This window comes from Mesorhizobium sp. YC-39 (genome assembly GCF_025753795.1).
GTDB lineage: Bacteria > Pseudomonadota > Alphaproteobacteria > Rhizobiales > Rhizobiaceae > Mesorhizobium.
Map to the genome: position 1 here is coordinate 959,586 of NZ_JAOWPS010000002.1, position 13,120 is coordinate 972,705.

The 13,120-nt window shown below is 61.6% G+C and carries 9 protein-coding genes and 1 pseudogene; 7 read left to right on the forward strand and 3 right to left on the reverse strand.

From position 1 onward, the window contains the following. Nucleotides 1–144: 144 nt before the first annotated feature. Complete coding sequence (xylF, locus tag OHD62_RS14105; RefSeq protein ID WP_263783400.1) at nt 145–1,185, reverse strand: D-xylose ABC transporter substrate-binding protein; 1,041 nt, start codon at nt 1,183–1,185, stop codon at nt 145–147. A 263-nt stretch (nt 1,186–1,448) separates the two neighbouring features. Between xylF and OHD62_RS14110 the strand changes: the two genes are divergently transcribed. Next, nucleotides 1,449–2,693 (forward strand): ROK family protein, encoded by a 1,245-nt coding sequence (locus OHD62_RS14110; RefSeq protein ID WP_263783401.1) that lies wholly within the window; start codon nt 1,449–1,451, stop codon nt 2,691–2,693. 58 nt (nt 2,694–2,751) lie between these two features. Here OHD62_RS14110 and OHD62_RS14115 read toward each other — a convergent pair. Both OHD62_RS14115 and OHD62_RS14120 read right to left on the reverse strand, forming a co-directional pair. Next, nucleotides 2,752–3,899, reverse strand: a pseudogene (locus tag OHD62_RS14115) (IS30 family transposase). Between the two features lie 181 nt (nt 3,900–4,080). Further along, nucleotides 4,081–6,933 (reverse strand): ATP-binding protein, encoded by a 2,853-nt coding sequence (locus OHD62_RS14120; RefSeq protein WP_263783402.1) that lies wholly within the window; start codon nt 6,931–6,933, stop codon nt 4,081–4,083. Between the two features lie 224 nt (nt 6,934–7,157). Here OHD62_RS14120 and OHD62_RS14125 point away from each other — a divergent pair, with 224 nt between their 5' ends. From OHD62_RS14125 to OHD62_RS14150, 6 genes are all read left to right on the forward strand, one after another. Then, on the forward strand, nt 7,158–8,519 hold the full coding sequence (locus tag OHD62_RS14125; RefSeq protein WP_263783403.1) for an epoxide hydrolase family protein: 1,362 nt from the start codon (nt 7,158–7,160) through the stop codon (nt 8,517–8,519). Nucleotides 8,520–8,605: 86 nt separating this feature from the next. Continuing rightward, nucleotides 8,606–9,034 (forward strand): DUF6130 family protein, encoded by a 429-nt coding sequence (locus OHD62_RS14130; RefSeq protein WP_263783404.1) that lies wholly within the window; start codon nt 8,606–8,608, stop codon nt 9,032–9,034. Next, nucleotides 9,031–10,311 carry an epoxide hydrolase family protein gene (locus OHD62_RS14135; RefSeq protein WP_263783405.1) on the forward strand — a complete coding sequence of 427 codons (1,281 nt, stop codon included), beginning with the start codon at nt 9,031–9,033 and terminating at the stop codon, nt 10,309–10,311. Before OHD62_RS14130 ends, OHD62_RS14135 begins: the two co-directional genes overlap by 4 nt. Nucleotides 10,312–10,366: 55 nt before the next feature. Further along, nucleotides 10,367–11,038, forward strand: coding sequence for a glyoxalase (locus OHD62_RS14140; RefSeq protein WP_263783406.1), 672 nt, complete (start codon nt 10,367–10,369; stop codon nt 11,036–11,038). Between the two features lie 216 nt (nt 11,039–11,254). Continuing rightward, nucleotides 11,255–11,914, forward strand: a complete 660-nt coding sequence (locus OHD62_RS14145; RefSeq protein WP_412177372.1) for a VOC family protein — start codon at nt 11,255–11,257, stop codon at nt 11,912–11,914. Nucleotides 11,915–11,981: 67 nt separating this feature from the next. Then, complete coding sequence (locus tag OHD62_RS14150) at nt 11,982–13,100, forward strand: redoxin domain-containing protein (RefSeq protein ID WP_263783408.1); 1,119 nt, start codon at nt 11,982–11,984, stop codon at nt 13,098–13,100. Nucleotides 13,101–13,120 lie beyond the last annotated feature (20 nt).

The window sequence follows — 13,120 nt, forward strand, 5'->3', positions numbered from 1 at the left end:
TCCTCCCACCGGTTTGCCGTCTGCCGCGGATGCCGGAACATGATGCTATTGGCTTTCCCCGGTCATTTGAAGCGGAAAGCACCTTGAGAAACGCCGCGGCTTTTGGGCCGCGGCGCCGAGATTTCGAGCCGATATCGGCCCGTTTTAATTGCAGGCCGCGACACTGCCCGCCGCTACGCCGGCGCAGACCTCTTCCTTCTTGATCCAGCCGGCGTCGATGACGACGTTGAGATTGTCCTTGGTGATGGCAATAGGCGTCAGGAACAGCGAGGTGACGGTGTTGCCGCCAGGCGTGGTGAAATCCTTGACGCCGGCGATGTCGGTCATCTTCTTGCCGTCGGCCAGCTGCGAGGCGATTTCGGCGGCATTCTTGCCGAGTTCGCGCGCGTCCTTCCACACCGACACGGTCTGCGTGCCGAGCGCGATGCGGTTGAGCGCTGCATGGTCGCCGTCCTGACCAGACACAGGAACGGTTCCGGCGAGGCCCTGCGCCGTCAGCGCGGCGACGACGCCGCCGGCGGTGCCGTCATTGGCCGCAACCACCGCGTCAACCTTGTTGTCGTTGGCGGTCAGGAACTGTTCCATGTTCTTCTGGGCGTTGGCGGGGAGCCAGCCATCCGTATAAGCCTCGCCGACATTCTTGATCTTGCCGCCGTCGATCGCTTCCTTCAGCACTTCCATCGAACCGGCAAACAGGAAATCGGCGTTCGGATCGGCGCCCGAGCCCTTGATGAAGACGTAATTGCCTTCCGGCTTGACCTTGAACACTTCGCGGGCCTGCATGCGGCCGACTTCCTTGTTGTCGAAGGTAAGGTAGAACACGTCCTTGTTCTCGATCAGCCTGTCGTAGCCGACGACCGGGATGCCTTCGTCCAGCGCCTTCTGCACCGCCGGCCCGATGGCCGAGGCATCCTGCGCAAGGATGATCAGCGCATTGGCGCCCTGTGAGATCAGGCTCTCGACATCGGTGAGCTGCTTGCCGGGATTGGACTGCGCGTCGGCCGAAATATACTTGTCGCCAGCGGCCTCGATGGCTGCCTTCATCGCGGCCTCATCGGTCTTCCAGCGCTCTTCCTGGAAGTTCGACCACGAAACGCCGATGACCTTGTCCTTCGCCTGCGCGACCGACGCGAGCGTCAGCGACATGGCGACACCCGCCAGGATGGCGGCTGCGAATCTCTTCATGATATCCTCCCTGCGCCACATATGGCGTGACTAAACTAGCCCGAAGGCCGGCACAGAGGCTCTATTTTTTCGAGCCTCGAAAAAATACTGATCCAACACCTGGGCGCTGTCAACATCGATTCTGAGGGATTTTGATGTCGTGTCGAGTTTTTTTCGAGTCCCGGAATAAATAATGACAGGACCTTGTCCTTCTGACAGTATTTGTCAGACATTGCCGACGGCTGCCGATTCATGAGCGGCCGCGGCAATTGGGAGGAGGAAAAATGTCGGCTGGAATCCGCCACGACGATTTGCGCCGGCGCAACCGGGCGATGGTCATTTCGGCCGTGCGCCGGGCCGGCCAGCCGTCGCGGACGGAGATCGCCGCGACCACCGGCCTTAGCCATTCGACCATATCGGCGATCTCTTCCGACCTGATCGGGGAAGGCATCCTGAGCGAGAGCAAGGCAAACGAGGCCATATCGCTGAAACGCGGCCGGCCGCAGGTCGGCCTCGCCCTCAATCCAGAGGCGGCAGCGGTGCTGACCGTCGTGTTGTCGCTGAATTTCCTCTCGGTCGCCGTCATCGACTATGCCGGACAGGTGATCGCCGAGGAGCAACGCCGGCTGGACACGCTGACCATGCCGCGCGACGAGCTGATCGGCGAATGCACGGCGATAGTCCGGCGCCGGCTCGAAGATCCCGACCTCGATGTGCAAAGCATCGCCCGCATCGCGCTGGCGATCCAGGGCATCACCGATTCCCACGCTCGCGCCATGCTGTGGTCGCCGATCACGCCGCTGACGAACATCGCCTTCGCCGACATATTGGAAGGCGAGTTCGGCATTCCAGCCACCATGGAGAACGACTGCAACATGATGGCCGTGGCGCTGCGCTGGCGTGACCCGGACCGCTATCGCGACGACTTCATCGCCATCCTGCTGTCGCACGGCATCGGCATGGGGCTGGTGTTGAAGGGCGAATTGTTCACCGGCACCCATTCCTCGGGCGGCGAGTTCGGCCACATGATCCATCGGCCGGGTGGCGCGCTCTGCCGCTGCGGCCGGCGCGGCTGTGTCGAGGCCTATGCCGGCAACTACGCCATCTGGCGCAATGCGAAACAGATGGGTGAGGATGCCGAGCCGGTCGCCGATGTCAGCGACGCCGACATGCGGGCGCTGGCCGCCCGTGCGCGCGAGGCGGACGGGCCGGAGCGCGAAGCCTACCGCAAGGCCGGCGAAGCGCTCGGCTTCGGTCTCGGCAGCCTGTTCGCGCTGATCGATCCGGCGCCGGTCGCCATGGTCGGCGTCAGCGCCGGCGCCTTCGATCTGATCGAACCGGCGCTGCGCGAAGCCATCGCCCAGACTGCCGGCGGCCAGCATTCGGGATCGATCTCCTTCGACACCGAGCCGAATGAACTGCCGCTGATCCGCGAAGGCTGCGCCATGCAGGCGCTGAGTTTCGTCGACCAGGAGATTTTCGCGCCGGGCACCCAGATACGAGCGGGTTCCAAAAAGAGCGTTGCCTGAGGACCGGGGTCAAGCCCATCAACCCGAACGACCGAGTTCGGCCGGTGAGTTCAATAGGTCATTGCAACACCCTCTGTAGCCTATCGGCCGGCGTTTCGAAGTCCAGGATTTTTCGGGGGCGCTGATTGAGCCGCAGGGCGACGGCGTTGAGTTGGTCCTGCGAGACGTGGGAGAAGTTGGTTGCTCTGGGGAAGTACTGCCTGAGCAGACCGTGGGTATTTTCGTTGCTGCCGCGCTGCCAGGGACTGCGCGGATCGCAGAAGTAGACCTGTAGGTCGGTGGCAACGGTGAAGCTCTTGTGACGAGCCATCTCCTTGCCCTGGTCCCATGTCAACGAGCGCCGCAACTCTTCGGGCAATGTGCCGATCTTCTCGGCGATGGCCCTCACGACGGTCGCCGAGTCCCTTCTCGCCAACTTCACAAGCATAGTGAACCGGCTGTATCGCTCGACGAGGGTGGCGATGTTCGTGTCGTTAGCACCGGTGAGCAGATCACCCTCCCAATGACCTGGGATGGCACGATCCTCCGCCTCGGCGGGGCGGTCGCGGATGGAGATCATATCGAGTATTTGTCCTTGCCCCGTCCGGCTCTGTGCGCCTTTGGCGAGGCGCATCTGTCGTTTGGTACGCAGGTGCGCTGTCAGTTCCTTCTTGAGCATCCCTCGCGACTGGATGAATAGACTGCGATAGATCGCTTCATGAGATATCCGCATGCTTGGATCGCCCGGGTACTCTCGCCTCAACCAGCCCGCTATCTGCTCCGGCGACCATTGCAGCGCCAGCTTTTGCGCCACCCGCCATCGTAGCCGTCCAGAGCGTGCCAGGCGACACTGCTTCGGGCGCAGCGCTCGCTCCCAAGCATGCTTGTCAGCCCGGGTTGCACGATACGTTTGTGCACCGCCATTGCGCGAGATCTCGCGACATATTGTCGATGGGGATCGCCCGAGACTTCGTGCAATAGCACGTATTGCGAGACCCGCCGCGATCCCGCGCGAATCTCTTCGCGCTCCGCCAGCCCGAGCGCCGAGGCCGCTCTACGCCTTGCTGACGGAGCAATGCCGCCGTGTAAGGATACGATCCGCTGAACGCCGGTCTTGTTCCGGCGGTCCAGCGCTCGCGAGATCGACGAAATGCTCTGACCCTGCTTCCATCGCTCCCAGAGCTCAGCCTTCTGCGCTGACGTAAACCAGATCCGTGACGTCACCATGCAACACCTCCTCATCCTCTCAGATTAAGAGTGTTGCGGCGACCTATTGAACCCACCGGCGCATGGCAGTCATTCAGCCAGCCACGCCTCCCCTCTCGAAGCCGACATTGATAGTGCCCATACCACCGTCGAAATGCGCCGACAGCGGACGACACCAGTGGGGGCGGTGGCATTGAAGGTGCTACCTGAGCGTCGCCAGCAGGTGTCCGGCAGCCTTGACATCCGCCGTATTCAGGCCCTCCACAAAATGCGCCGCAACCGGTTGCAAGAGCTCGCGAGCGCTATTGATCTCCCCACGCCCGGCCATCAGCGTCGTCATGTCGATTGCGGTTCGCAACTCCCATGCCCGCGCGTGCTGACTGCGGCTCAACTCCAGTGCCTGCATGAGGTAGGCGGCAGCTTCGTCGCGGTTGCGTTGCGATTGGAGAAGGAGGCTTCCCTTCATCCGCAGCAACTCCGGGAGGTACAATTGGTCGCCGTTCTTTTCGACGAGGCCAAGCGACTCGTCGATCAGCGCAGTTGCCTCATCGACCTGACCGATTGCGGACAATCCCCCGACCAGCGAGAGGTTGAGCGGCGTCGTGAGCAATTCGTAAGGTGCCGCGTGCAGCTTCTGAAGAGAAGTCTGCAGGCCCTCGACACCGCCCTTTGCATCGCCTTGACGGATCGCGACTTCGCTTTTGAATCCCCGACCGACCAGCAGGTAAGGAGTCATGGAATGGGATTCCGCGCGGGCGATGAGCATGTCGATGTACGCCTCGGCGCTCTTCAGGTCGCCCGTCCACAGGAAGACCGATATCGCCCAGATCAACGCGATCGCCAGCGTTAGAGAATGATCCATGGCGGCAGCCTCTTCGACGGCCTGCCGAGCATGTGCCATGGCTTGATCCGGATGGCCTTGCAGCCAAAGGTTCCTCGCCAGAATTGCCCTGGCCAGGATTTTGCCTTCGAAGCCCAGATAGATCGTCGTGGTCCGCTGAGAGCGTGGCCCACGATCGAGCGCCGCCTCCAGCTCTGCGCGCGCTTCCGCGAGGTCACCTCGCAAGTGAAGCGAGATGCCCAGGATCGAGTGTGCAAGCGCGATCGCGACCGAATCCTCCAGACCTGCGGCTGTGGCTGAACAACGTCTTGCAAATTCGAGGGCGGTTACGAAATTGCCCGTCCGCAGATGGAACATGTTGAGCGGACCCAACAGACGCACCTGATCCAGCGCATCACCGCGCTCCTCGGCGATCGCTAGGCTTCTCTGCAGGGCTACGCGCGCCCTGTCGCGTCCTCCGCGCATGAACATGAAGGATACGCCGAGAGCGGCCTGAAGATGCATCTCGTCAAGTCCGCCAAGGGCGGCACCGTCGGAAGCCAATATTGCTCTTTCAGACCAGCGATGACACTCCTGCAACAAGGACATCGCCAGGAAAACCGGCGCGGCAGCGATGGCGAGTCCCATGCCGATGTCGGCGTTTCCGTTGTTGCCGAAGCACCATTCCAGGGCAGCTCGGACATTGTTGATGGCGGCGAAGTGAGGAGCCCGTTCCTCACCGGTCGCCAGTTTTGGCCATGCGATCCCTGTCTGCTCAAGCCATCTCCGATAGTAGGCGGCGTGGCGCACTGCCAGATCGGCAGCCTCCGCGTCATCGATCCGGATATCGAGAACGTAGGCGCGCGTGGTATCGAGGAGCCGGTAGCGTATCATCGCTCCGGCCGGTCGCGTCGCTACAATCGATTTGGCGACGAGACTGTCCATGGCGCCCAGGACGGTCGATCGATCGAGGGTCGCGCTCGTCACCACCTCCAGTGCGGCATCGAGCGTGAAATGACCGACGAATACAGCGAGCCTGCGCAACACCATGCGCTCAAGGTCGGTCAGGAGCCCAAAGCTCCAGTCCAGTGTCGCCTGCAGGGTTTGCTGACGCGGCGGCGCGGTCCGCGAACCGAGCCACAGCAGTGTCAGGCGTTGATCAAGAAGTGCGGCGGTCTGTTGCAGCCCATAGGATTCGACGCGCCTGGCCGCCAGTTCGATGGAGAGCGCCACGCCGTCGAGCTTTCGACAGATGCTTGCGATGAGCAGGGCTTCCGCATCGCTGACGTCCAAACGAGCACCGCCTGCCACCGCTCGTTCGACGAACAGTTGGGTGGCCGGGAAGGTCTGGACAATGGCCGCCGTTAGTCCAGGTTCGTCGGGCGGATAGGCAAGCGCATCCAATCGATAGATATGCTCGCCCTCGACCCGAAGCACCTCGCGGCTCGTTGCCAGAATGTGGACCTGTGACGCCGCATCGACGATGCTTGCTGCCAAAGGCGCCACCGCATCCAAGAGATGCTCACAGGTATCGAGGATCAAGAGAATCCGCTTGTTGCGCAAGTAAGCGATCAGGTTGGGCGTGGCATCTTCCGTTTGAACGGATAGCCCAAGCATCGAGGCGACGGCTGTCGTCACCAGACCGGGATCACCGATCATTCCCAGATCGACGAACAGAACTGCCCCATAAAATGCGTCGATCAGATGATGCCCGACTGCGATCGCGACGGTGGTTTTACCGACACCGCCGGCGCCAACGATGGTGACGAACCGCGAAGCATTCAGCTGCGCCGACAGCTTGAGAACATCCTCATCCCGCCCGACCATTCTGCTCAAGCGGTTTGGAAGATTCGCATGGGGAAACCCGGCGGCGATGAATGGGGCTTCGTCGTGTGTGCTTGATCGCGAGACCGGTGCAACGAAGCAATAGCCGCGCCCCGGAAGCGTCGCGATGTAACGCGCGCCATCCTTTCCATCGCCCAGCGCCTTGCGCAGCCCGGTCATGTGGAACCGCAGGCTGCCTTCCTCGACAACCACATCGGGCCAGACCCGCGACATCAGATCCTTCTTGCTGACGACTTCATTCGGCGCGGAAGTCAGGACGATGAGAATTTCAAGGGCGCGCGAGCCCAGCTCTACGGGAGCGCCTTCTCTTGTCAGGAGCCTTTCACCCGCAGCCAAGCAGAAAGGGCCAAACGACAATCTGTCTTTGGCCTGACTTGCCGTTATCGTCATGGCGTCTCTTCTTTTGGGAGCCGCCTACACCCAGCGCCTCAGTTTAAGTCAAGGAACGCTCCCGCACCATAGGGAGTCTCCACTGTCTGGCGCCTCCTATCTGCTCAAAAAAGCGGCTGGCGGGCAGCGACTAACAAGAGCTCACGACGCATAACGGGCTAATCCCATCTCCCGGGGGTACATCAAGCAGTGCAGATCGCATCCATCAACCCCAGGAGAGTCCCATGGACACGACCAGAACCTCCGAAACAATCGACCAGGATCGCCGGCGACTTTTGGGCACTGCCGCGGTCGGCATCGCCGCCGCAGGCGCCGCGAGCCTGCTCCCGTCGCAAAAGGCCGCCGCATCAACCAGCGATGGCATCCGCCCCTTCACCGTTAGCTTCCCGCAGGAGGAGCTCACCGAGCTTCGCCGGCGCATCGTCGCTACGCGCTGGCCCGAGCGCGAGCTCGTATCCGACGAGGCCTCCCGACGGATCTGGTCGACCCCTGCGACGGTAGGGCCAACGCAGGGCGTGCAACTCGCCACGATGCAGAAGCTCATGCAGTATTGGGGAACGGAATATGATTGGAGCAAATGCGAGACGCGGTTGAAGGCGCTGCCGAATTTCGTCACCGAGATCGACGGCCTCGACATCCACTTCATCCACGTGAAATCCAAACATCAGGGCGCCCTGCCAGTCATCATCACGCATGGCTGGCCCGGTTCGGTCATCGAACTCCTGAAGATCATCGATCCGTTCACCAATCCCACTGCGCACGGCGGTACCGCGGCCGACGCGTTCGACGTGGTGATCCCGTCGATGCCGGGCTACGGCTTTTCCGGCAAGCCCACCGAAATCGGTTGGGATTCAGCGCGCATCGCGCGGGCGTGGATCGTGCTGATGAAGCGCCTCGGCTACGACCGGTACGTCGCGCAGGGTGGCGATTGGGGAGCACTTATCACCGAACAGATGGCACTGATCGCACCTCCGGAGCTGGTCGCCATCCACACGAACATGCCGGGGACCATTCCGCCCGAGATCGTGAATGCGCTTGCCTCTGGCGGCCCGCCCCCTGCCGATCTCGGCCCCGACGAGAAGCGCGCCTACGAGCAGGTCGCGTTTTTCTACAAGAACGGCCTGGGCTACGCCAACGAAATGGCGCTTCGTCCGCAAACGCTCTACGGGATCGTCGATTCACCGGCCGGCCTGGCGGCGTGGATCCTCGATCACGATGCGGATAGCTATGCGCTGATCGCCCGCTCCTTCGACGGAGAGCCGGAGGGCCTTACCCGCGACGACATCCTCGACAACATCACGTTCTATTGGCTGACCCACACGGCGATCTCGTCGGCACGTCTCTATTGGGAACACACGCAAACGGCGAAGGCTGGCTTCTTCGACGCCAAGGGCATCACAATTCCTGTCGGCGCCACTGCGAACCCCAGCGAAATCTACACAGCGCCGAAGAGCTGGACTGAACGCGCGTTCCCGAAGCTTCTGCATTACGGCCGCACAGACAAGGGCTGCCATTTCGCGGCCTGGGAACAGCCCAAGATCTTCACCGATGAGGTGCGCGCAACATTCAAGACGTTGCAGACCTGACGTGTTGGCGGGGGATGGCGCGCCGGACGTGGTCATCTTCCGCCCTGCGATAGCTGCGTAGCGAACTTCCGAAGGGAGCGAATGCAATGAACCCCCTCATCAAGACGCTCGCCGCAGTTGCGGCTTGCACCGTGCTCGCTACCGCTGTGCTCGCCCAGAGCACGGTCGTTCCCATCGACAACGAGCCGGCGCCCAAGCTGATCGTGGAGCCGCCGCTTCCGGGTCCAATGGCCGGCGGCGTCGTGTTCATCCCGTACCGGGTGGAGAATCTGCGCATCCTGCCTGTGGGTGGGTCGGCCGCACGTAACGTGTCTCCGCGTCTCGGGCATCTGCACGTCACCGTCGACGACCTGCCTTGGGCGTGGGCGGATTACGGTCAGAGCAACACCATCATCTTGGTGGGCATGCCCGGTGGCCAGCACAAGGTCCTGATCGAGGTGGTCGACCCCGAAGGCAATGTCTTCACTAAGCAAACAATGACGTTCCACACTCCGGACAAGAAGGTGCAGCCATGAGTCTCCACCAACTGGCGGCTGCGCTGGTGTTCGGGCTTTGCACCCTCTCCGCGCCCGCCTTCGCAAATCCGGTCGAGGATCGCTCGATCCGGCCCTTCAAAATTCAGGTGCCGCAAACGGCGCTCGACGATCTACGCGGTCGTATTGCAGCAACACGGTGGCCCGACCGGGAGACCGTCGGTGACCAGTCGCAGGGCATTCAGCTCGCGAAGATCAGGCCGCTCGTCGAGTATTGGGGCAGGGCCTACGACTGGCGGACAGCGGAAGCGAAGCTGAATTCCCTGCCTCAGTTCATGACAACGATCGACGGCGTGGACATTCACTTCATCCACGTTCGCTCGAAACATCCCGATGCCCTGCCGCTGATCATGACGCATGGCTGGCCTGGCTCGGTGCTGGAACTGCTCAAAACAGTCGGCCCGCTCACCGATCCCACCGCGCATGGCGGCAGCCCTGAGGACGCGTTCGACCTCGTCCTGCCGTCGTTGCCGGGTTTCGGCTTCTCCGGCAAGCCGACTGAGATCGGCTGGGGTACAGAGCGCATTGCGCGAGCCTGGGCAGAGCTGATGAAGCGCCTAGGCTACACAGAATACGTTGCCCAAGGCGGCGACTGGGGCTCCCCCGTTTCGAATGCGATGGGCCGCCTGGCCCCTGCGGGACTTCTTGGCATCCATGTCAACCTACCGGCTGTCGTACCACCTGAGATAGCTGCTGTGCTCGCCACCGGCGGACCAGTGCCGGCAGGTTTGACGGGTAAGGAGCGCACGGCATTCGACGCGCTCAGCATGGCCGCTAAGATGGGGAATAGATCCTACGCCACGATGATGGGCACCCGACCGCAGACGATCGGCTACGCCATCAATGATTCCCCTGCGGGGCTCGCAGCGTGGATGCTCGGGCATCCGGGCTTTTCAGGCTGGACCTACGACGATAGCGACCCTGAAAAGTCGCCGGACGAGGTGCTGGACGACATAACTCTGTACTGGTTGACGAACACCGCCACCTCGTCCGGGCGAATTTACTGGGAGTACGGCGGCGGGCGCAGTCCCGTTTTTGCCGACCCTGAAAAGACCAACGAAGTCTCGCTGCCGGTCGCCATCACGGTCTTTCCGGGAGAAGGCTATCAGGCCCCCGAGACGTGGGCCCGGCGCGCCTATCCCAACATGATCTACTTCCATGAGGTCGACAAAGGCGGCCACTTCGCCGCGTGGGAGCAGCCGGAGCTCTTCTCCGCCGAGTTGCGCGCTGCCTTCAGGTCGCTGCGGCAAAGAAACTGAACTGAGCGGAGGGCACAAAGAAGCATTCCCATCAAACTCAACGGAGGAGGCAGACATGACGATTGCCACTACCCGCAGCAACACCGCAGTCGAGACGCAAAAACCGCGACCCCACGATATGAAGCTCGAGGTCGTAGTCATTCCAGTTTCCGATGTCGACCGCGCCAAGCTGTTCTATGCAGGCTTGGGTTGGCGGCTGGACGCCGACCTCATAGGCGACGAATTTCATATCATCCAGTTTACACCTCCTGGCTCCCCGTGTTCGGTTGTCTTCGGCTCGGGCGTTGCACCAGGCCCTTATGCTCGTATCGAGCTCGACATCCTCGAAACCGCTGGTGAACTCGTCGTGTCGGACATCGAGGCAGCACGCGCCGAACTCGCCGATCGTGGGGTCGACGTAAGCGAAGTGTACCATTATGCCGGTGATAAAGGGCGCGTCAGCGGGCCCGATCCGGAAAGACGCAGCTACTCCTCGTGGGCTTCCTTTAGCGATCCGGTCGGAAACAACTGGCTCTTGCAGGAGGTCACTGCGCGAGCGCCAGGCCGCGTCGACGCTGACGGCGCCACCTTTGTCTCGTCGGCCGAGCTCGCAGCCGCGCTTCGGCGTGCATCTGTGGCTCATGGCGAGCACGAGCAGCGGACAGGCGGCCAGCGTGACGAGAACTGGCCGGACTGGTACGCCGAGTACATGGTGGCGGAGCACGCCGGCCAACCGCTTCCGCCATGAGTACTTCGATTGAACGGACGGCGTCGCCTTCGCTTACCCAGCTAGAACACGCGGCATTCGACACACTCCGCGTGGTGCCACGATGGCGATACGCCCTACGCCTTGATGATGGAGTTCTGGCCGCTCCGACAATGTATCTGAAACGAGCGGAGCGGGCTTCTGTCCCGAGCCGCACGCGAGACGAGCTTCTCACGCAACTTAACGCAGGAGGTAGATATGGACATCACTAGGACCCTCAGCAGTACCGCAGTTGAGACACAACGGCCGCGATCCCTCGACATGAAGCTCGAAGTTGTTGTCATTCCCGTCTCGAATGTAGAGCGCTCTAAGCAATTCTACGAAGGGCTGGGCTGGAGACTCGACGCTGACTTTGTCGTTGGAGACACGTTCCGTGGGATACAGTTCACACCTCCCGGCTCGCCGGCCTCGATACACTTCGGCACCGGGATCACGACGGTTGCGCCCGGCTCTGCAAGCGGACTTTATCTTGTTGTTTCGGACGTTGAATCGGCTCGCGCCGAGCTTATAGGCCGCGGCGTCGAGGTCAGCGAGGTGTTTCATCGCGAAGGCCCCGGCAAGCCAGCGGTGAAAGGCCGCGATCCCCAGCGACGCAGCTACTCTTCATTCGCTACGTTCAAAGATCCGGACGGCAATGAATGGTTGCTTCAGGAAATCACCACCCGGTTTCCCGGTCGCATCGACTCCGGCACCACGACCTACGCTTCCGGGGCAGATCTTGCTTCCGCGCTGCGACGCGCGTCGGAGGCCCACGGCCAGCACGAGAAGCGCAACGGCGGTCGGCGCGATGAGAACTGGCCGGACTGGTACGCGGAATACATGGTGGCTGAGCAGGCTGGCAACGAGCTTCCGCTGTGAAGGGTTGGGCGCGCAGTGCGCATTCGAACCGTTCACGCGACATCGATCGAACCAAAAGGCGTCGTTGATGAAAGCAACCAAGCTGCTGGTCGCCGCGGCGCTCGCAATGGCAATCGGGGCTCCGATTGCCGGTTTTCTAGGGGGCACGAATATGGCGCAGTCCATAATCTCCACACCAATGCGGGTTCCGTTTCTTCACGAACTCTCTAGCTACCGGCTTGAGGAAAAATCGGGGCTTGCTTCGCTCGAAGCGGCGCACGAGTGGATAAATTCACCGCCGCTGACGGCGTCGGCTTTGCATGGCAAGGTCGTCCTTATCGATTTCTGGACTTACACCTGCATCAACTGGCTGCGCACGTTTCCCCACGTTCAGGCATGGGACGAGAAATACCGAAAGCATGGTTTGGTGGTGATCGGAATCCACGCGCCGGAGTTCGCATTCGAAAAAGACCCGATCAACGTGCATCGGGCGGCGAAAGACCTGGGGATCGATTATCCGATCGCTGTCGACAACGACCATCTCATATGGCGGGCCTTCAGCAACCAGTATTGGCCGGCACTCTATTTCATCGATTCGCGGGGACGTGTCCGGTATCATCATTTTGGCGAGGGGTCATACCAACAATCGGAAATGGTCATCCAGGAATTGCTGGCCGAGGCTGGCGCTGGTGGATTTGATCGTGAGCCTGTGTCGGTAGATGCCCTCGGCATCGAAGCGGCGGCCGATTGGGAGAGCCTCAAGTCTCCGGAAAACTATTCCGGATATGAACGCACCCAGAATTTTGCGTCCAGCGGCGAGCTAGTCTTGGACGAGCCGCATGCCTACGAATTGCCGGCGCGATTACGCCTGAATGAGTGGGGGCTGTCTGGCGATTGGACGGTAAGGAAAGAAAACGCCGTACTGAACAAGTCCGACGGCCGCATCGTCTACCGTTTCCACGCACGCGACCTTCATCTGGTCATGGGTCCGGCATCGCCGGGAACGTCCGTGAGATTTCGCGTGCTGATCGACGGACAGCCACCGGGCACGGCTTACGGCATCGACGTCAATGAAAAGGGCGAAGGTGCAGTGACAGAGCAGCGCCTGTACCAGCTGATTCGACAATCGAAACCCATCGTCGATCGCCAGTTCGAGATCGAGTTTCTCGACTCGGGCGTGGAGGTCTTTGCATTCACGTTTGGCTGATCGTCCGGACAACGAAAGAG